The organism is Acetobacter garciniae (genome assembly GCF_017377735.1).
Lineage (GTDB): Bacteria > Pseudomonadota > Alphaproteobacteria > Acetobacterales > Acetobacteraceae > Acetobacter > Acetobacter garciniae.
The window spans coordinates 85,341-106,068 of sequence record NZ_JAFVMH010000008.1 but is presented as its reverse complement, the minus strand read 5'-3'; the positions used below and the strand labels follow the sequence as shown (position 1 = coordinate 106,068).

Below are 20,728 nucleotides of genomic sequence, written 5' to 3'. Positions count from 1 at the left end.
CGTAGTGCAGGCGTGAGCGATCACGGTCTTGCGGAATCCTCTTCCTTTTTCGGCAACCTGCGCTTTTCCTGACAATGCGCAATACGTATGCGGCTGTTACACGCCGCCTCAATGACCCTGCGTTCGCACGCCAGGTCATCCGCTATGCCTTTGCCACTCTCGCAGGCACCGTCTATCTGTGCTGCGCCCTCACAACAGGCCTGGTCTACGAACTGACACACAGACCACGACCTCAGCACATCTATCATGATTCCATGGGAAAGCCGCGCGAACTGATCGTGACGGATACACCGTATTTTACGGACTCCCAGGTTATGAACTGGGTGACGGACAAGGTCACGAACCTCTACACCCTCAATTATCTCGACTATGGAAAGCATCTCGACGGCTGCGCAGGCGATTTTACGGCTGATGCGTGGAATAGCTGGGCTACGGCCTTCCAGGGCCGAGGCAATCTCGATTTCATCAAATCGAAAATGGTCCTGCTCACCGCTGCCCTGAAGTCAGCGGCGAGTGTAGACGCCCAGGGCACCAACCGTCGTGGCGACTACGAATGGCACGTGTCTTTCCCGATGTACCTCAAATGGACAAACGCGGGCGGCGCGAAAACCGATGTTCTGGAAGTCCGCGTAACCATCCGACGTACGAACGACCCCCTGCACCCTGCGGGCCTCGTGATCGCGCAACTCAATGCCCATAAGATCGCTGGAGGCGAAAACTGAATGCGCAGACTGCGTATCCACGTTTTTGCGACCGTGATCCTGTGTCTGGCCTGCCACGGATACGCCATGGCGCAGCGTCAGGCCGACAACGAACACGATCATCTTGACCCGGTCTATGCCGGTTCGCTCCCGCCACCCCCGGAAGCCCGGCAAAGCCTCTATGATCGCTATGATGAGGGACAGAAGGGGCTGGATGCAGAGGACGATCCCCATCGTCTCGCAAGCCCGACGTCACGCTCGGTAAGCCTCTCTTTTGCGCCAGGTGCGGTGATCCCGATCGTGCGCCTGGCTCAGGACTATCCCGCTTCCATAACCTTTCTCGATGCGACCGGGCAGCCCTGGCCCATTTCATGGGATATCACCACGAACAAGAACGGATCCTGCGACGAAAAAGGTCAGGGGAAAAACGCCTCGGTGCGGGCCGTCGGCATCAATGCCTGTGTGCCTGAGCCGGGGTCGAACGTCCTTCAGCTCACACCCACCTCGCGCTACCCGCATGGCGGCCTGCTTGTCAGCCTCAAGGACGCTCCCAAACCCCTGAGTTTCATCATTTTTTCCGGCACAGGCAGCTATGACGCCGATCTGACGGTCAGGATCAACAAGCGCGGACCGAACGCCAGGGACATGCCCAACGCCGGGCCGGACGCGCCGGAAACCGCTGAGCCGGTCCTGAGCAGTATTCTCGACGGGGTGCCGCCTGCAGACGCCGTGCCTCTCGTGGTTTCCGGGGTGAGTGCAGACAAACTCCGCGCATGGAAGCTGGGACAAACCCTTTATCTGCGCACAAGCCTGCAGCTCATCTCCCCTGCACCCCAGGGCCAGGTCCGGGAATTCGATGTCACGGCCTACGCGGCCCCTGCCACAACGCGCGCTCTCGTGTCCGCCGGAGATCGGATGATCCCTATTTCCCTTCAGGAGGATGCGCCGTGAACGCTGAAACCCAAAGCCCTGAACGCCAATCCGGCGTGATTGAACGGCTGGGAGAGACCCGCTGGCTGACTGTCGCATTCATCATAATGGTCTGCTTGTTTGTTGGCGGTTGCTACTGGCTTCTTCACGATCGGCACGATGCACCGGTCTCAGAACCACTGATCACGCCCCAGATGAAAGCGCCCGCGGGTGGTGCGAAACATTCCAAGGCAATGGATGCCCTGGCAGCAACCGACGACCAGAAATCCTCGGCTGCCGCCTCAAAACAGGGACTGTCGTACACATCGCCACTTGGCGGGCAGGATATGCCGGAACCGACCGGCGCTCCAGAACTTGGCGACACGCCAAAGGACAGCACAGGCTCACCCCAACCGGCATCCCCCAGGCCGCCAGCGCCGCCAAAGCCATCAACGCCGCCTCAGTCTCCAGCCGCACCACCGGCCGCAGACAAGGACGCCGTAGCGTTCACCGCGGACCCTGCGCCCGCTCCACGGCCACCCAAACCTCGCCCCCATCTGTCCGAACGCGCAGAGATGGAAATGATCGAGGCATGGTCGGGTCACAGGCCTTCGCTCGAACGTGTCGCAACAGAGGAGGCGAGTGGCCTTGATCTGGACGGCCGAGGGGCAGGACACCTTGTCGCATCTGCCACGCAGGAGGGAGATGCCCGTGCTGCGTCGTCCGGGCAAAAAAGTAGTGCGACAACAGCCGCCGCCACCGCAGCAGCCCGTGGTCGCCTGCTCCTGGCAGCAGGGAGAGGGGTTTACGGTCACTCGGTCCTGACGACAAACAGCGATCTGGGCAATCAGGTTCTGATCGAGATCGATAGCGGCCCACTCCGCAAGGCCCGCATCAGCGGCACCTTCCAGATGAAAAGCGACAGGCTGATCGTCAAGTTTAACAAGCTGATGATTGGCGACAGAGATCCCATCGCCGTATCCGCCTATGCCGTCTCTCCCCAGACCGCCGAGACCGGTGTCGCCTCGGATGTCAGAGAGCATCTCGCCACCCGTATCATCCTGCCAGCGGCCGCGGCCTTCGTGCAGGGCCTGGGCAACGCAATGATGAGTGCGAACACCACCAGCTATACGGGTGGATACGGCATGACGGCCTTCACCCATCTCAACCTCGCCCAGCAGATGGGAGCCGCCGCTGGCTCCATGGGCCAGGAGGTCGGGCAACTTCTGCAAAAGCAGACCCCCCAGCAAGCCACCGTTTACCTGCGTCAGAACGACGAGGTCGGCGTGCTGTTCGATGAGCCTGTCTACGGCTCGTAACCGCAGTCACAAACCGGCCCGCCCATACTGGCCAAAGACCCAACAGGAGCACCCATGAGCGCCACGATGACAAATGATACTCCCCCACCCAGCGGATCCGTGACGATGCTCCGCTCGCCGAGCAGGCAGACCGCGACGCAGCCTCCGGCCGACGCTCCTGTCCAGGCGGCATCGGCTGGCCCCGCAGTGCCCCCAGGCATGACATCTCCTCCTTCGGCTCAGAACCGCACAGAGCCTGCCCCACGGCGGCTTCTGAGCAGGCGCAACCTGTTCCGCGCAGGTGCAGGTGCAACCGTGATTCTGGTCGGTGTCGCAGCCTACCAGAATGGGGTTGCCACCCACCTCATTGGGCTCATTCATGCTCCGGTCTCACCCACGGCCACGTCCTCGGGCTCCAACTCATCGGGCGTGACGCCACCGCAGCTCGACGCACCAGGCGGGACATCGAATACGCCCGTCACTGCAGCGGCTACAACGTCGGCGCAACCGCCAGCGGCACCCCTAATGCCTCCCGCTGCACCAGCACAGGAGACGCCTGCCCCGCCTGTAGACGCAGCTTCGCTGTCCGGTCAGCATGCAACAGCCGTGTCGGCCACTGCCAATGTCTCGGACAGTGATGCCAGCGACAGGCTTTTCGTGGAGATGAGCCATAAGCTGGAAGCCCTGACCGCCTCCGTCAATGATCTGCAAAAGCGCCTGGACGCATCACAGCAGGCCATCAATGACCGGCTGGCCACCGGGCTCGGTAAAATTGACGGTCGCCTGGACGAACTTCGCCATCGCACGGACGTGCTCGATGCCGACAGGGCTGCCCGAACGCCCGTGCAGACGGCGGCGGCACCCCCCAAAGCCACGCCCGCCACGCCCCCGTCCACCGCCAAAGACACCGGGGTCGACAAGCCGCACGCCCTCACCAAAGCGACAAGCCAGGAAGCACCGCCGCCCCCGCGCCCGCACTACACGGTCCAGGCGGGAGCACCCGACATCGCCATTCTCACGGACGCTCAGGGGCGGCCGACACGGGTGCTTCCCGGGTCGTCTCTCGAAGGCTGGGGGACAGTGCTGTCCGTCGTCCAGACCGGCAGTGGCTGGGCGGTCAAGACCGAACACGGCACAATTCGCTGAGGTAGCTGACGCCAATGCTGCAAGGCCTCATTGATTTCGCACAATCGCTCGGCGCAGCCCTCGCCACGCTGCTACCGACCCTGTGCTACGTGAGCGGCAGCTTCATGCTGCTCGGCAGCGTCTGGGGCTACTACAGTCGTTCCAAGGGTGAGAACGGTCCTGCAAACTCACCCTTCGTCTGCGCGGCCCTGTTTTTTGCCGGCGCGACTTTCCTGTCGTTTCCAACTTTCCTGAACGTAGGCAACCAGACGCTCGGTTTTTCTGGAACAGCAGGCCTTTCGTCGTCCGCGACCGCCGTGAAGTTTTCGGCCAGTGACCTGACCGCAGCCGTATCCCAGGGTCCAATCGCGACACTGACAGCCATCCTCAACATCTTTCAATACTACTTCATGTGCTACGGCGCCTTCTGGATCTACGTCTCGATCATGCGCCAGATCGGCAGCATGAAGGGACGCAACAACACCTCCACCAGCGTGAATCTCTGCATGATCGTTGGAGGTTTCCTCGTCATGAACGCGGACACGGTTGCTCCCGCCCTGGTGAAGCAACTGCATCTCCTCTCGTCGTGACAGCCCCCGCAAAAGCCCGAACTGGAGCAATATCCATGAAATCCAATGCCAAAACCGTCCTGGCCGTCTCTGCTGTCGCAGTGGCGAGCTTTGCCCTGCCTCTGATTCCTGTAAGCGCACATGCTCAGGCAATCGACACCATTACCCAGCAGGCCACGTCGCACGTCAATAACGCCTGGGGCTATCTGCTCAACAGCGTGTGCTGGATCGTTGGCGGTGGCCTTCTTCTGAGTTCGATCTGGGGGCTGTATCAGAAGCATCGCAACAACTCCGGCATGAATGCCAGCATGGGCAAAATCGTGGCCGGCGCACTCTGCGGTGCGATCCTCGTAGGCTTTCCGTTCTACGTCAAAACAGCGAGCTTCACGATCTGGGACGCAACGTCCACGGTCACGGGCGAGCAGAAAATGATGACGTTCGACAAGTAATGCTCGACCTGATCAGCCATTGCCGTGCGCTGCGGGGCACTCTGAAGCCCACGGCAGAGGCCACGGTCGCAACGGAGTGTGCCTGCTGCGGGCTGCCCGGGGCATCAATTCGGGTCGGCGACGACCTCCTGTGCATGATCTGTGTTCCGGCCTTCGCTCTGGATACGCCAGATATCGACACAATGGCGGGCGTCATCTGGATGCCCCAGATGGATCAGGGCGTCCTCTCCCGCCTCGTCTGCGCGGCCCATGCCGCGCTCAGGCCACAGAATACGGCCGAGGTTCAGGAAAGAGCGCGGAATGCGCTTGATAGCCTGGCGGACCTGCGGTCCGCCAGCAGGCGACGGGTCGGGACCTATCAGCCTTCGGTCCTTCGCGAAACCGCCCTGACCGTGCCTGCGCATTCCCTCATCAAACGCCGCGATCGTCTCTCGGGGCTGCGTATCCTCGTCCTGGACGCATGGTTCCAGACCGAGGCCCGCGACTTTGCCGCACTGCTTACATTGCGAGGCAACGCATGAAACTTTTCCGCGCACGCCGCAACCAGAACACGGCACACCCGGCGAAGGCCGCCTCAAAAGTCACAAGCAACCATTTCCGCCCGCTGGATGTCCTGCTGCGTGCCTGCGCCTGGATTTCAGAAATGTCCTCGCGCGACCTCGCCTCCTATTGCGACCTCGCAACCTGCGACGAGACAGGCCTGATTACCTTCGGGAACGACTATGTCACCATCGTACAGGTCCATGGGCTCCGTCGCATGGCCGGGATCAGCAGTGTCCAGGCCAGTGCTGCCCGCCTGCGCCAGGCCCTGAGCGGCCTGTTCGACGAACCCGGTCACGCGATGCAGTTCTGCTACGCGACAGATCCGGACGCATCGCGCTTCATTCGCAAGAATCTTGGCGAGAGACGCACGATCGCCCGCGCGCTGCACGCCGATTTCGAGGATATCCTGAGCGAACGTGAGCGCGTGCTGACCCCCTTCATGCGACACGAACGGGTCTGGCTGGCCCTGTGGAGCCGACCGGGCAGAATGTCCAAGCCGGAGGCTGCTGCGAGCAAGTCACGGCGCGAAAGACTGCTCGCAAGCCTCCCCGACCTGGGTGACGGCCAGAACCCCCTTCTGGGCTCGGCCGAACTGGCAACCATCCACGGGGCCTTCGTGGCCCATGTCGTGCAGGCTTTCCGGAGCGAAGACGTGATTGTCGAGCCCCTGTCGCCAGACGCCGGGCTGCGCGCGATCCGTGAAGAAATCTACCCCGAGACGCTCGGATCGGGGTGGACACCCGTGACACCCAAGGATGCACCACCTTCCACCATCCCCGATGACGACATGCCTGATGACGTCAGCGACGCCCTGTGGCCACCACTGCGCGAACAGCTCTTCACACAGGACGCCATCACCCCGGATTTCACGACGGTCAGGCTGGGTTGTGCCGACTGGTCCCCCGTTGACCTGACCCGCGTGTCTGAAAATGTCCGGCCGTTCATTGAACTGTCATCGTCTTTGGCTGCCTACCGGATGCCCTGGCGGATGTGCGCCACGATTGAAGGTGTGCCCTCGCACTACATGAGCTGGAAAAAGGAAGTCGCGACCCTTCTGCGTTTTGGAACCAATCTCGCGGTCCACGACGCATTCGAGGAACTCGCCGCCCGCAGGGCGAAGCGCGAGGCCATCGTCAAGCTCAGGGTATCCTTTGCGACATCCGCTCCGGCCGAGGATCGCGAGAAGCTGCGCGCCCGGGCTTCGCGCCTCGAACAGGGCATCAATGGCTGGGGCCGGGCAAAGGCCTCGCGCATGTGCGGCGACCCGCTGTCAGGGACCCTATCCTCGGTCCCCGGCCTTGCCCTCGCGTCGACTGCCCCGCCCACGGCCGCTCCCCTGGATGAGGCGCTGGTCATGACCCCATGGGCGCGTCCAGCCACACCCTGGGCGGATGGCGCGGCCCTGCTGCGCGCCAATGACGGCACGATCGTGCCCTATGATCCTGCCGGCAGCGGCCGTGTCGCCACACTTGACCTGTTTGTCGCCCCGTCCCGACGCGGCAAATCCATGCTCGCCAACGCCCTGCTTCTGGCGACCGTCCTGAGTTCGGCATCCATGACCGATCTCGGTCCGAGGCTGCCTCTCATCGGCAAGCTCGACATCGGCGACGCGGCCAGCGGGTTCATCGACATGGTCCGCAACGGTCTGCGCCCCGAAGACCGCCACCAGGCCCTTTACCTGCCTTTCCAGTTCATCGCCGAGCACGCCTACAACATCTTCGACACAGAAGCCTGCTGCCGCACCCCACTGAGCTATCACCTCGCCTTCCTGCGAAATTTTCTTGGCCAGATCTGCCAGCCTTCCGCCAACGACGCATTCGAGGGCATGGACCAGATCATCGACGCCGCCATCAGCGGTGTCTACGCCCTCTTCAGCGACAAAGGGCCGACGGTCCGGCCAAAAATGTATCGTGCGACAGACAATCTCTCTGTCGATGCCGCACTCGCGGCGTACGGGATTGACGCGGACGATCAGACCACCTGGTGGGAGGTCGCGGACGCTTTTGCGGCCCGGGGCGACATGCGCCTTGCACGTATGGCGACACAACATGCCGTGCCCATCCTGGAGGATGTACTCGACGCCATTCTCGAAGGCTTCGTCGCAGACAACTTCCGCTCACACACCCCCACAACCGGTGGCGAAACCGGGCTTGAAATCTTCCGTCGCTATATCACGGCTTTCATCGGCCGCTTTCCGACCCTGAACGCGCCAACACGGCTTGATCTGGGGGACGCACGTATTGTCGCACTCGACATCAACCGTGTCGCGCCCGAAGGGAAAGGGGCCAACGAAGACCAGACAAGCCTCATGTACCTGCTGGGCTTTCATATTGTCGCACGCAACTTCTTCCTCGATCCGGAAGAAGCAGAAAAAGTGCCCGAACATGTCCGGGCCATTCACCGCGAGCGCTTCAGGGAATTCCGGGAGTCCTTCAAGCGCCTCGAATGCGACGAATTCCAGCGCACGATCCGCGCCCCTTTCATCCGCCAGATGTTCGAAGAAGCCGCCCGTCGCGCCGCCAAGCTCGGCGTAAGGCTGGGCCTGACCAGCCAGAAAATCACCGACTTCGGCGAATATCTCACGCAGCACTCCACGGCCCGGTTCATTCTGGGTGCGGCGAACCCGGAAGAAGCGGACGAACTCGCGGAAATCTGCGGCCTCAGCCCGGCCGCGCACGAAATTGTCCGTGCCGCTCTCAACGGGCCAAGACCCGACGGTACCGGCGCTCCCCTCATCCTGCAGATCAAGGTCGGCGACGAGCTGTTCGAGATGTTCGTCCTCAACATGCTGGGTCCGGTGGAACTGTGGGCATTGTCCACCCATCCTGATGATGCCGCCCTGCGCCGGCGCCTCTATGACGCCCTCGGATCCACTGAAGGGCGCAGGCGACTGTCGCTCGTCTTCCCCAAGGGAAGTGCGGCCCCCGAGATCGAGCGTCGCAAGGATGCACGCATCCGCCAGGGCCTGGACGCGCAGATCGCCCTGGGTGGCGTCATTACCGAAATCGCGAACGAGATCCGCGACGCGACAGGTCTGGGTGCCGTCGTGCGCGCCGCAGCCTGACGTGCGCGCGGTCACAATTGCTCAGGTCATGATGATCATATGAAACGCGCCCTCCTTCTTTGCATCACCTCGACCATGCTCACGGCCTGTGCGTCTGGCGACGATACCGGCCCGGTGCTGGTCGCGACACCCGGCATGCCGTCCCCCGAGCTTGCCCTGCAGCAGAGCATCGACCGGGTTCATGCCTTCATGGCGAGCATGCGCGAGCGGCTCGACACGCCGGTCGTCGCAAGCCGCCCTCTGGAGACCACCCGGCCGACGGATATCACAGGCCCCCGCACTCCCGCGCAACCCGCACCGCTCCCGGCAGCCACGAATGCGACACCGGTCGTCAGGCGACATGAAGCAGCCCCGCTCTTCGGCAAGGGTGGGGGCGTCTGGTTCGCGTTCGGAGATGGCACACCGACGATCGACTGCGCCCCGGGCGACATCTGCATCATGCGTCTCGCTCCTGGTGAGACGGCAGAGACCTCGGCTCTCACACTGAGCGACACCACGAACTGGCACGCCGACCTGGTGCGGGGCACCAGAGGCATCCATGCCGGATGGGCTGTCGCCTTCGCCCCCGGGAAGGACGCCCACGACGCGTGGGTGAGCCTTGCGACCAACGCCCGCACGTACCGCGTTGCACTGTCGGCGAGATCTCCAAGCATGCGACTTGTCGCCTTCACCCACAGCGCGGGTGAACCTGACGCACAGCCCAATCTGACACCACACAACGGACAGAGCGGCTTTGCGACATCCGCACCGGACTTCCGGTTTGTCCTTTCGGGCGACAGTCCGGCCTGGAAGCCGCTGCGGGTCTACCGCGACGCCAACCGCACCTTCATCCAGTTCCCCAAAACTCAGGTCGCGGCCTCCCCGCGCCTGGCCATCCTCGCGCCGGCAGGGGCCGCCGCCCGCGGATATCAGGCCGTGGGCGATTCCTATGTCGTCGACGCCCCGATCACCGAGGCGGTGCTCACCGGCGACGAGCCAGGCAGCCCGACCGTCCGGATCACCTATGGAGAACCTCGATAATGCGCGTTCCTCTCAACGCCGCATCGCTGGCCTGCCTCGCACTGCTTTGCGGCTGCGTGGCGCAGGATCCCGCCACCCTGTCACAGGTGAGCGGAGTTGACCCCCAGGACGCCATGGACCTCAGCGTCTTCGCTGGCGACATTCTGGCCAACAGCTTCGATCCGCACAGCACGACGCTGCGTGTCATGCCTTTTGCTGAACCTGTCGCACCATCCGTCAAGGCGACATTCGAAGCCGTGCTGCGTGAGCGCGGCTTCGCACTCTCCCCGGATGGCATGGACTACCCGGGCGCGGTATCTGTCCGTCTTGCCATCATGTCCTCGGCCGGACAGCCGCTGATGAGCGTGTTCGCCGACGATGCCGTCGCGACCTGCCCCTATAGCCGGCCTGCCGACGGCGCGATCGTGCGTGCGGCATCCTGCACGCTGCGTCCGGGCACAACACTCGCACTCCGTGTCCCCGAGACACTCGCTCCCCTTCCCAGCCGCAGCACACCGGTTGTCGCGACACAACTTGCATCCGCCAGCACCAGCACTGCGCCTGCGGCCTCCACACCCCCGATACAGGCTACCACGACGGTCGCATCGACACCCGCATCGACACCCGCGACGCCTCAGGCCCCTATCGTGGCGGTCGCGCCGCCCGCCCCGCAATGGGTCCTCAGTGGGGGCACCCCGATCCGCGAGCAGATCATCTCATGGGGTGCCAGGGCCGGATGGACCGTTGAGTGGCCCCTGAAAGTCAACTGGTCCGTCCCGGCAACAGCCTCGTTCGCGGGCGAGTTCGACGATCGGGATCACGGTCCTGTCGCCCAGGTCGTGCAAGCCCTCGCAAGTGAGGGCCGCGAGATCAGGGCTCGCTTCTTCCCGGCCAACCGGATGCTGATCATCAATCCAGGAGACGCACGATAATGCGGATGCGCCGCCTCTTCCTCTCATCCGCCCTGAGCCTCGCGCTAAGCGGATGCACGGAATTCCAGAATGCCCAGAAGCAGGAAAAGGATTTCCTGCACAAGAGCGACACGATGGACGTGCCGGGCCGTGACCTGATCACCGTCAGCGACAAACCCTATCTCGTGGGTGAGCCCATCCACGTCGCTGACGCCGTGCCGGCCATCCTGCTCGAGCGCGCCGAGATGTCAGTCGCCCGACCGGTCTCGCTGCGCGAGGCCGCAACCATGGTGAGCATCAAGACCGGCATTCCGATCCACGTGACCCAGGACGCCGACGACGATACCGAACAGAGCGCCATGCCTTCCATGGTCAGCGCCCCGGTCTTCAACGGTGTCAGCCTCCCCGCCCCACCTTCATCGCAATCAGCGGCCGCAGGCAGAACCATCCGCCATCACGCAGCGTCCGCAAGCTGGAACGGTCGCGGCCAGTGGCTCGATTATACCGGCACACGCTACGGCCTCTTTACCGCTCTGGCCGCACGCTTTGGCGTCAGCCAACGCTGGGTGGAAGAAACCGGCACTGAAGAGTTCTTCCGCAATATCACCAGGACCTACGTGATCCCGGCTTTCGAGGGAGAAACGACCAATACGACCGCGATTACCGCAGTCGCGGGCGGTGGTGGATCCGGCTCCGGTTCGGGTAGCGGTATGAATGGCATGTCGGGCATGAGTACTGGCAGCACCGGTGGAATGGGCGGGACCAACGGAAGCTCCGGCCAGAACCAGTCCCAGGGCATGACGGGTGTTTACGAGCAGATCAAGACAAACCGCTGGAAGCATCTCGAAGAGGCGGCACGGCTTGCCGGTAACGGCGCTGACGTCCTCGCTGATCCCGGCATTGGCACACTGACCGCCGCAGGCACCCCCGACCAGATCGCGGGCATCGACACCTGGTATGCCGGCCTGAAATCCATGCTCATGAAGCAGGTCGCAGTCACGGTGCGCGTCTACTCTCTCAAATTCAGCCGCGAGAGCAATTACGGCTTCTCCCCGACCGTCGCCGCAAAGGAATTCGGCAAGTATTTCGCCGCCAGCGCAACACCTGCCGCCATCCCCACGATCCAGTCCCAGGACGTGCCGTTCAGCTTCGGTGCAAGCATCGTCAAAGGCAAGATGTCGGGCACCAACCTCGCGGCCCAGGCCCTGCAGTCGCTGGACAACGCCACCGAGATTGACGAACGCGGTGTCGTCACGACCAACGGTGTGCCGGCCCCGTTCCAGCACGGCACGAACACCACCTACGTGCAATACGCCGCGTCCTATCTCGCGACCAATGCCGGGTCATCCTCATCCCTCTCCCCAGGCGTCGTCATGGCCGGATTTGAAGGCGCGGTCACGCCTCGCGTCATCGACGACCAGATCGTCCTCAACCTGCACTTCCTGATCCAGACCCTGCTTTCCATGGGCACCGCCTCAGGAAGCACCGGCATGCAGCTTCCCAAGACCGCCAACACGACGGTCACGGACAGTGTCGTTCTCAAAAGCGGAGAGATGCTCGTGCTCAGCGGCTACGTGGGCGACAGCACCAGCCGTGCGCAGAACGGGGTCGGATCACCCTGGAATTTCATCTTCGGCGGCGGCGGCGACGCCCAGAACCTCAAGGATCGCATCCTGATCACGGTGGAGGCCCACACGCTGTGAAAACCGCACTCCCCTTTCTCTGCCTCTCCACCCTGCTCGCAACCGTCCCGCATGCGGCCTTCGCGGCCACCAGCGACTGCGCCGACAGGCTCATCGCGCCATTGCCTGGAAAAACGCTGCCCCCAGACGTCCTCGACAGCAACAACGCCTGCATTGCCTTCCTGCATCAGGCGGCCGATGCCGCCGAGCTGAAGGCGAAAATCGCCGAGGACGACAAGCGCGCGACAGGGGGCAAACCAAAAACCCAGGGTGGCGACGCCTCCGCCCCATGGTTTGACAGCGCCAAGTGGGAAGCTGCGATGACCAGGCTACAGCAGGCCCAGGATCAGGCCCGGCAGTCCGCACGCAACGACTCCCTGCCCCGCTGGGATTCCATATTTGTCGATCGCGGCAGTGCGAGCGCTATCCTCGTATTCCCGGACGGCACCACCCAGACCGTCTCGAAAGGAACGGTGCTGCCCGACGGCTCAACGGTCAGCAGTATCCGAAAGTCGACCGTTACCATCCACGCGGCGTCCGGAGAGACCAAAACCCTGTTGCCCGCAACAGGAGATTTTGGCGAGACCAAGGCTATCACGACATCCCGTCAGGCACCCGCACCCATCCTGCCATACGGAATGCCGGGACAGACTCAGTCGCCGTATCCCACTTCGCCCCCGCTATTGCCGAACCTGCCGGCCCTAGCCAACAGCGGTCGCGCGCAATGACGTTCGCAATCGAAGCGGGCGGACTGACCTGGTGCGGCGAGATGATCTGGCGGCAGTATCGTACCGTCCCGGCCCGGTTCCGCCTGCGCGCCGAAGGCCGCCGCCTTGGGACCGAATACGTCGCCCGTTGCCGCATAGTCCCGCGGGCCGTGGCCTTCGTGTCGTTGGACGGCATTCCAGCTCGTCGCGGGCTCAACAGCCTCGCGATAGCCATGGCGCAGCTACTTGGGCCTTCCGTCTACGCCGAATTCGACCTCGGAGCGAGCCAGACATGGCTTGTCGCGACCGGCAAGGACGGGTGCCTTCTGCCAGGATCGGACAAGATCTACACCAGCGAAGACATGGCCACCGAGCGCGAAACGCTCTCGGGCGTGCCGTTCGACCAGCGTCTGGCCATCCCCGAAGAAAATCTAAGCGCTTACCTCGCTCAACTACAGCCCGCACCACTTCGTCTGTCGCCAGTCTCGCTGGCCGGGTTCTACCGGCGTGCCGCACTCGTGCTGGGAGGGGCGGGAGCAGTCTATGCGGGGGTATCGCTCTATCATCACCATCTCGCCGAACTGACACGCCTCGCGGCACTGGAAGCCGCCAGGCGCAACGCCAAGCCTCGCATAGAGGAGAGCGGGCCGGCCGAATGGCTGGATGCCTGCCTGGATGCGGCCGCGCTACCATCGCTCAGCAATGGATGGGCGATGGCTTCGTGGGCCTGCGAAGGAACGGCACTAAGGGTCAACTGGCGACGCGCAGGCGGCCAGATTTCAGACGCACCGCCAGGCAGCCTTGCCGACAATGGCAACGGCGACATCCAGACCGTAGCGTTCAGCCCCCGCCCCGGCCGACATGAGCTGCCTGAGCAGGGAGATCCGGTACGGAGCTTCATCTCCATGCTCCAGCGCGCGGGCATCCGTGCCACCGTCGGCAGTTCGCGTGTTGCCGCCCCCGGCCAGGACTCACGCCAGGGTGTCACGGTCATTTCCGTCCAGTTCACGTGGCCTGCCGATCCGCGCGACATTACGTGGGACCGTTATGCACGCCTGCAGATCGCGCGGGTTGCGCGGACCGTAATCGCGACCGACCTCTCTTCGCACGACCTCTCATATTCCATCCGCGTGGCTTTCGCTGCGGCGGACCTCCCGAAAGGCGTCCACTGATGGGTATTTTCTCGCGAATTCTGCATCCGTTCTCCAGTGGCCCGAATGCCGGCGGCTCATCTCTCCCACCCGCGCCCCGCGAGCTGCTGGGCCAGTACTCGCTCGACGTGAACAACGAGGTCATCACCGTCAGCGACGCCCTCAAGAGCGATGTAGGCGTGCTTCAGTGGATCGAGGAGCTGCGCGAAACCGGCGACCTGAAATACCTGCGGGTCGATTGGGCACCGCTGAGCGCCGTTGGTGAAAAGCTCGCACACGCTCATCACTCCGCGACCGTGATCCACACCGAAAACGATCGCGATATGCGAGGCGCCGCCCTCGACCTGCTCAAATGGGGCAACGACCTCGGCGCGTCGGATATCCATATCCGGGTTCTCTCACGGTTCGCGGTGATCGAAGTCCGTCTGGACAACCAGATCCTCGAAGCGCGCGAGATTACCACCGGCTACGCCGACAAGCTCATGCGCGGCCTGTACAACCTCTCACCCAACCGAGGCGCTACCTACTCGGAAACATCGAGCCAGGACGCAGCAATCGGCGGCCCCGTTCTGCGCGGAACCGGCCTCGTCAACGTCCGCATCGTCCACGGGCCCTGCGCACCGATCTCGGATGCCGGCCATTTCATGATCCTTCGGCTGCAGTCGTCCGACAACGGACGCGTACGCAATGCCGTGGAGATTTCAAAACTCCGCCCGGTCAAGATTCCGGACGGCGCGCTCGATCTTGAAAGTCAGGGCTGGACAGCCGAGCAGTCGGAACTTCTCCAGGAATTCATTCTCGCACCGACCGGCAGTATCGTCCTCACCGGCCCGCCCGGCTCGGGGAAAACACACGTCATGCACGCCCTGAGCGCACACCGCCAGCGGGTCATGCCAGGCCAGCGGCAGGTGTTTGTCGAACAGCCCGTCGAACTGATCGCTCCCTGGGCCATCCAGCTCGACATCGCCAATACCCTCGACGCCAAAGCTACTGGAGAAGCCTACGCAGCCCGCACCCGCCAGGCTCTGCGCATGGACACCAACTTTCTCGGCCTGGGCGAGATCCGGGATGCCTATATCGCCCGGATCTGGCTCGAAGCCGCCAATGGCGGGATGTCGATGATGACCACCATGCACACCTCCAGCCCTTTCGAGGTGCCCTCGCGCCTGCGCGACATGGACCCTGACGGGCTGAATTTCTCAGTGATCTGCAACACTGCCATTATCAGCGGCCTTGTCGCCATGCGTCTGGTGCCCCTGGTCTGCCCCCATTGTGCAGTGCCATGGACGGTCGACGACAGCCGCTTCCCGCCCCGCGTGCGTCAGGCGATCGTGAGCTGGAGCCGGGGCAGGTCGACCGACCATCTTCGCCGCGTCGGGCCGGGCTGCGATCATTGCTCTCGGACAGGCTATGCCGGCCGCCGTGTCGTCGCCGAAGTCGTCGATGCCGATGAAGAACTCATGGGAGACTTCATCGAATTCGGCGCAACGGTTGCCCGCCATCGCTACCACGCACGCCCGAGCGCCGACACCACCATGCTCGAAAAAGCAATGGTCCTGGTCTCCCAGGGCGCCCTCGATCCGTTTGATGCCCGCATGACAGGCCGTATCCGCTCCTACGATGACCTCATGCACGAGCGCGAACTCGGTCAGCGCCCCCCGGGAGCGCATCACTGATGGCGCTGCATATCGACTGGTCCGGAACGCACGCCCACGACACGCCGACTGGCAGCAAATTCAGCCAGTGGATCGATCGTAACGTGGGGTTTTCCCAGCGGACCCGCCTGAAGGTCTACGCCAAGCTGGCGGTCAAGATCGAGCAGGGTGAGCCGATTGAGCGCACTCTGCTGCGCGAAGCCGCCCGTCGCGCCAAACGCCGCCAACCCGCCACAGCCCGCGTCCTGCGCCAGATTGAGGAACGCATCCGCGCCGAGGCCCTGGCACTGCCGTTCGCGATCCGGCCTTTCGTGCCAGCCGATGAATTTCTGATGCTGCGCGCAGGAGACCAGGCCTCAGACCTGCCGGGCGCACTCCGCCGCATCTGCGACACGAAGGAGAGAACCCAGCGCATCATGGCGGCTGTGCGGAAAATCAGCGGCGCACCTCTGGGCTATATCGCGATCAATATCGGCTTCATCGCCTATCTGGCCGCGAAAGTCTTTCCCTCGCTCCAGACGCTCTCAGAGCAGAACCACACCCAGAGTGTTTCGCTGAGAACGATGATCCTGATCAGCCATTACGCCACAGTGCCCGTCGCGATCCTCGGCCTGGTGCTGCTCGTGCTGATGATCGCGCTGGTGATCTACAGCCTCCCCAGGCTGACAGGCCGCGCGCGGCTCTACCTCGAATACCTGCCGCCCTGGTCCACATACCGAGACGTGCAGGCTTATCTCTGGATCACAGGTTTCATTTCCTACCTGATGATCGGGACACCCGATACCGAAGCGCTCAAGATCCAGATGTACGAAGCGTCGCCGTGGCTGCGTGAGCGTCTTTCCAAATTCGAGAGCTTGATGATCCGTGAGTCGCTGCCACTTCCGGCAGCGATGGAGGAAGCCGGGTTCAGGTTTCCGTCCGCGGATATCATTGACGACATCGACGAATCCTGGGGTGGGGAGGCTGATTACGAGCGGATCCTCTCCCTCAGCAAAAGCTGGATCGTCGATATCGAGGAGCGGGCCGTCGAACAGGCGACGGCGATCAAGATCCTCGCCACAACCATCACAATTCTGATCTCGGGCTACATCCTGGTGCTGGGCACGTCCATCGGCACCGAAATGCAGCCCCGCTAGGAGAATATAAGATATGGACCAGATTACATCACGGTTTGTCGTTATCGGCTCGGTGCTCTTCTCACTCGTCGCGATCCTGTGGGGTGCATGGGAAGTCAATCACATGGACAACGAGAGCTATGCGGCGGGCTACGAAAGCCAGATGTCGCAGAAGATCCTACCGTATTACAAAATCGGATCGTCCGGGAATTTCTCGAATATTTCCAATGCCACGGCCATCAATGGCGGCCTCATTCCACAAGCGATGCTCAACGGCGACGGAACAACGATCAGTGGCCCATGGGGTGGTTCGCGCGTCACCATCACGTCGACGAGTGGCGGCACCGGATATCAGTCCGCGTGGACCGGAGTGGAAGCCAAAGATTGCGCAACATTTGCCAGGAGCCAGACGCCAAATGGAGGGATTGAGGTCAACGGCACATTCATCAGCGTGACCAGTACGGGCACCGATAACGGGTCCGCCATCGCCAATGCGTGCGCGGGCAATTCCGGCGGCACCGCAACCGTCACGTTTGTCTATACGACCTGAGGGCGGACGATCATGGCACTCATCATCCTCGCCTTTGCGATCATAGGGCTCATGGACCTCTCGGAAGTCAGCTTCCGCGCGCTGGATGGAATGATGACTGTCCAGATCGACCAGCTCGATAGCGCGGTCTCCACCTCAAACGCATTCCTGAAATACCGCTCTTCACTCATTACCTATGTCGAAAACCATCCGACAGTTTCAGGCACGGTCGCGCTCGGGCTTCTCGGTCTCAGCCCAGGCGAAATCACGAGCCTTTCGGGGGCAGACAACACCGTCATTCGAAATGGCAGCACGGTGACGGTCGAAGCCTGGTCTCCGATGTCATCATCGGAGATCGCAAAAACCGTGACGGCCGCGCAGGGAGATCTAAGCATTGGAGCAGCCGCCGGCTCCTCCTGGTCCTCTCCACTTCTGGGAAGCATGGGGTCGCTGCCAGTCCCCGTCGATCAGGGCAATATCGTAACATTGGTTACACTTGCGGGGAGTATTTACTGATGGGTGAGATTCTTGCCGCACTGGTGGCGATGTTCGCCGGACTGTCGATCATACCGCATTACAATGCCCTGGTTGCCAATAACACGCAGGAAACCATCGACGCCAACGCCGCGACCCAGTTCCAGACCATGATCACCGGCGCCAACAAGTATGTCAGCGCCAACCTCCAGTCCCTGACAGCCTCGGTCCCCGTTGGCGGCGCCACAACCGAAGTGCCCTTCGCCACCATCGCCACAGCCGGTGACGTCCCCACAGGATTCAGCGCGACAAACGTGCTGGGCCAGGCGTGGCACGTCTACGTCCGCCAGCCCGTCTCCGGTGAAATCCAGGCGCTCGTCGAAGGCGAGGGCGGCCAGCAGCTCGAACCGGCCGACATGGTCAAGATCGCAGGCCTCACAGGCGCACTGGGCGGGTACGTCCCCTACAACGGAATGCTCGGCAACCTCTCCTCGACCGAGGCGGTCGGCACCAACTGGTCCCTCCCCCTCTCCGGCCTGCCCTCGCCCGGGGCCGGACGCCTGGTGGGCAACCTGGTCTTCGGCGGCGCGGACAGCACCGCCATCGACACCAACTCCTTCCTCTACCGCGTCGGCGTTCCAGGACATGGAGAACTCAACACCATGAATGTCGCACTCAACATGGGAGACAACGACATCAACTCCGTGGGCACCCTCAACGCGACAACCGTGAACGCCCCGACCGTCAACGCGTCAACCGTCAATGCGTCGGCCGTCAATGCCTCACAGGGAAATTTCAGCTCGACCGTCTACGCGGCCGGGCAGATCGGAACAGGAGGATATCATCCCGGCCAGGCGATCCCGGGCGGCTGGAGCGGCCTGTCCACGATGGACATGATCGCCCATGGAACGATAGCAGCCGGCACCGACAATAACGGGGTCTACAACGTCCAGGTCGGCTCATACGGCAATGGGGTCCATCACGGCGATATCTGGGCGTCGGAAGCGGTGTCAGCAAACGTGTTCCGCCCGAGCTTCGTGGCGACCGCAGGGAATGCCTGCAACGGCGTGACGATCTACGGATCAGGCGGGAACCACAATGCCATGGTCACCTACACGGGTGACCAGGCCAGAGACACCGATGGAAACCCGCTGTCGTGCGTTGACGGAACCTGGAAAGCCTCAACAGGCGGCGGCGATATCTCATTTTACGAGATACTCATCCCGACATCCGTACCGTCGGACGCGTCGGTGCTCATCTCCAATCCGTACACGGGCGGCGGATCATGCCCGTCCGGCACTGTCGATCGGGTTGTTTCCTACGAATATGACAGCGGCAGCGACGCTACCATGGGCAACGACAACCTGGGCTATTTCCTTCACGCCTGCACCGCAAACTAAACGGTTCGCCATACTGACGAGGACTATTTGCTGATGGGTGAGATCCTTGCCGCACTGGTGGCGATGTTCGCCGGACTGTCGATCATGCCGCATTACAATGCCCTGGTTGCCAACAACACACAGGAAACCATCGACGCCAACGCCGCGACCCAGTTCCAGACCATGATCACCGGCGCCAACAAGTATGTCAGCGCCAACCTCCAGTCCCTGACAGCCTCGGTCCCCGTTGGCGGTGCCACAACCGAAGTGCCCTTCGCCACCATCGCCACAGCCGGTGACGTCCCCACGGGCTTCAGCGCGACAAACGTGCTGGGCCAGGCGTGGCACGTCTACGTCCGCCAGCCCGTCTCCGGTGAAATCCAGGCCCTCGTCGAAGGCGAGGGCGGCCAGCAGCTCGAACCGGCCGACATGGTCAAGATCGCAGGCCTCACAGGCGCACTGGGCGGGTACGTCCCCTACAACGGAATGCTCGGCAACCTCTCCTCGACCGAGGCGGTCGGCACCAACTGGTCCCTCCCCCTCTCCGGCCTGCCCTCGCCCGGGGCCGGACGCCTGGTGGGCAACCTGGTCTTCGGCGGCGCGGACAGCACCGCCATCGACACCAACTCCTTCCTCTACCGCGTCGGCGTTCCAGGACATGGAGAACTCAACACCATGAATGTCGCACTCAACGTGGGAGGCAACGACATCAACTCCGTGGGCACCCTCAACGCGACAACCGTGAACGCCCCGACCGTCAACGCGTCAACCGTCAATGCGTCGGCCGTCAATGCCTCACAGGGAAATTTCAGCTCGACCGTCTACGCGGCCGGGCAGATCGGAACAGGAGGATATCAGCCCGGCCAGGCGATCCCGGGCGGCTGGAGCGGCCTGTCCACGATGGACATGATCGCCCATGGAACGATAGCAGCCGGCACCGACAATAACGGGGTCTACAACGTCCAGGTCGGCTCATACGGCAATGGGATCCATCACGGCGATATCTGGGCGTCGGAAGCGGTGTCAGCAAACGTGTTCCGCCCGAGCTTCGTGGCGACCGCAGGGAATGCCTGCAACGGCGTGACGATCTACGGATCAGGCGGGAACCACAATGCCATGGTCACCTACACGGGTGACCAGGCCAGAGACACCGATGGAAACCCGCTGTCGTGCGTTGACGGTATCTGGAAACTGGCCACAGGCGGCGGACAAGTCACGTTTTACGAGCTGGGTGGAGCGACACTTGGCCGCACGTATTCCGAAGCGGGGTACACGCCTGCCCAGCTCGCTGCCGGTGCTCTCGCCGTCCAGGTTGCCAATCCCATTACGGGCGCAGGAAGTTGCCCCAGTGGAACCGTTGATCGATTTGTCGGCTATGCGGCGGCCCAGCACGGCACGGCCTACAAAGACGGCATACTGAACGAGTATTTTATAAATTACTACCTCCATGCGTGCACGGCCCATTGAC

19 protein-coding genes are annotated in these 20,728 nt (G+C 62.8%); all 19 read left to right on the top strand.

The features are described 5' to 3' along the window. Positions 1–74 precede the first annotated feature (74 nt). The 19 genes from J2D77_RS14105 to pilV (J2D77_RS14015) all read left to right on the top strand — a co-directional run bounded on the left by J2D77_RS14105 (position 75) and on the right by pilV (J2D77_RS14015) (position 20,727). Positions 75–722, top strand: a complete 648-nt coding sequence (locus tag J2D77_RS14105; protein WP_207846950.1) for a DotI/IcmL/TraM family protein — start codon at positions 75–77, stop codon at positions 720–722. After that, on the top strand, positions 723–1,652 hold the full coding sequence (locus J2D77_RS14100) for a DotH/IcmK family type IV secretion protein (RefSeq protein ID WP_207846949.1): 930 nt from the start codon (positions 723–725) through the stop codon (positions 1,650–1,652). It begins immediately after the preceding gene. Between the two features lie 539 nt (positions 1,653–2,191). Continuing rightward, positions 2,192–2,929: a DotG/IcmE/VirB10 family protein gene (locus J2D77_RS14095; RefSeq protein WP_207846948.1), complete on the top strand. Its 738-nt coding sequence runs from the start codon at positions 2,192–2,194 to the stop codon at positions 2,927–2,929. Between the two features lie 585 nt (positions 2,930–3,514). Continuing rightward, positions 3,515–4,054, top strand: a complete 540-nt coding sequence (locus J2D77_RS14090; RefSeq protein WP_207846947.1) for a hypothetical protein — start codon at positions 3,515–3,517, stop codon at positions 4,052–4,054. Between the two features lie 14 nt (positions 4,055–4,068). Next, positions 4,069–4,623 carry a hypothetical protein gene (locus tag J2D77_RS14085; RefSeq protein WP_230975823.1) on the top strand — a complete coding sequence of 185 codons (555 nt, stop codon included), beginning with the start codon at positions 4,069–4,071 and terminating at the stop codon, positions 4,621–4,623. Between the two features lie 35 nt (positions 4,624–4,658). Then, positions 4,659–5,051 (top strand): hypothetical protein, encoded by a 393-nt coding sequence (locus J2D77_RS14080; protein WP_207846946.1) that lies wholly within the window; start codon positions 4,659–4,661, stop codon positions 5,049–5,051. Continuing rightward, the gene (locus J2D77_RS14075; protein WP_207846945.1) at positions 5,051–5,572 is read left to right on the top strand and encodes a hypothetical protein; all 522 of its coding nucleotides are present in this window, start codon (positions 5,051–5,053) and stop codon (positions 5,570–5,572) included. Before J2D77_RS14080 ends, J2D77_RS14075 begins: the two co-directional genes overlap by 1 nt. Beyond that, on the top strand, positions 5,569–8,658 hold the full coding sequence (locus J2D77_RS14070; RefSeq protein WP_207846944.1) for a type IV secretion protein DotO: 3,090 nt from the start codon (positions 5,569–5,571) through the stop codon (positions 8,656–8,658). Before J2D77_RS14075 ends, J2D77_RS14070 begins: the two co-directional genes overlap by 4 nt. A gap of 39 nt (positions 8,659–8,697) precedes the next feature. Further along, positions 8,698–9,678 (top strand): TrbG/VirB9 family P-type conjugative transfer protein, encoded by a 981-nt coding sequence (locus J2D77_RS14065; protein ID WP_207846943.1) that lies wholly within the window; start codon positions 8,698–8,700, stop codon positions 9,676–9,678. Further along, positions 9,678–10,589, top strand: a complete 912-nt coding sequence (locus tag J2D77_RS14060) for a toxin co-regulated pilus biosynthesis Q family protein (RefSeq protein ID WP_207846942.1) — start codon at positions 9,678–9,680, stop codon at positions 10,587–10,589. The genes J2D77_RS14065 and J2D77_RS14060 overlap by 1 nt, the downstream gene beginning before the upstream one ends. Beyond that, positions 10,589–12,271: a pilus assembly protein PilN gene (locus J2D77_RS14055; RefSeq protein ID WP_207846941.1), complete on the top strand. Its 1,683-nt coding sequence runs from the start codon at positions 10,589–10,591 to the stop codon at positions 12,269–12,271. The genes J2D77_RS14060 and J2D77_RS14055 overlap by 1 nt, the downstream gene beginning before the upstream one ends. Further along, positions 12,268–12,978 carry a type IV pilus biogenesis protein PilP gene (gene pilP / locus J2D77_RS14050; RefSeq protein ID WP_207846940.1) on the top strand — a complete coding sequence of 237 codons (711 nt, stop codon included), beginning with the start codon at positions 12,268–12,270 and terminating at the stop codon, positions 12,976–12,978. Before J2D77_RS14055 ends, pilP begins: the two co-directional genes overlap by 4 nt. Next, positions 12,975–14,129 carry a type 4b pilus protein PilO2 gene (locus tag J2D77_RS14045; RefSeq protein WP_207846939.1) on the top strand — a complete coding sequence of 385 codons (1,155 nt, stop codon included), beginning with the start codon at positions 12,975–12,977 and terminating at the stop codon, positions 14,127–14,129. The genes pilP and J2D77_RS14045 overlap by 4 nt, the downstream gene beginning before the upstream one ends. Then, entirely contained in the window at positions 14,129–15,784 is a 1,656-nt protein-coding gene (locus J2D77_RS14040; protein WP_207846938.1) for an ATPase, T2SS/T4P/T4SS family, read from the top strand. Before J2D77_RS14045 ends, J2D77_RS14040 begins: the two co-directional genes overlap by 1 nt. Next, positions 15,784–16,899 carry a type II secretion system F family protein gene (locus J2D77_RS14035; protein ID WP_207846937.1) on the top strand — a complete coding sequence of 372 codons (1,116 nt, stop codon included), beginning with the start codon at positions 15,784–15,786 and terminating at the stop codon, positions 16,897–16,899. Before J2D77_RS14040 ends, J2D77_RS14035 begins: the two co-directional genes overlap by 1 nt. 13 nt (positions 16,900–16,912) lie before the next feature. Continuing rightward, the gene (locus J2D77_RS14030; protein WP_207846936.1) at positions 16,913–17,428 is read left to right on the top strand and encodes a hypothetical protein; all 516 of its coding nucleotides are present in this window, start codon (positions 16,913–16,915) and stop codon (positions 17,426–17,428) included. A gap of 12 nt (positions 17,429–17,440) precedes the next feature. Beyond that, entirely contained in the window at positions 17,441–17,923 is a 483-nt protein-coding gene (gene pilM / locus J2D77_RS14025; protein WP_207846935.1) for a type IV pilus biogenesis protein PilM, read from the top strand. Next, positions 17,923–19,281: a shufflon system plasmid conjugative transfer pilus tip adhesin PilV gene (gene pilV, locus J2D77_RS14020; RefSeq protein ID WP_207846934.1), complete on the top strand. Its 1,359-nt coding sequence runs from the start codon at positions 17,923–17,925 to the stop codon at positions 19,279–19,281. Before pilM ends, pilV (J2D77_RS14020) begins: the two co-directional genes overlap by 1 nt. Before the next feature lie 33 nt (positions 19,282–19,314). After that, a complete protein-coding gene (pilV, locus tag J2D77_RS14015; protein WP_207846933.1) occupies positions 19,315–20,727 on the top strand; it encodes a shufflon system plasmid conjugative transfer pilus tip adhesin PilV in 1,413 nt (470 codons plus the stop codon). The last annotated feature ends 1 nt before the right edge of the window (position 20,728 follow it).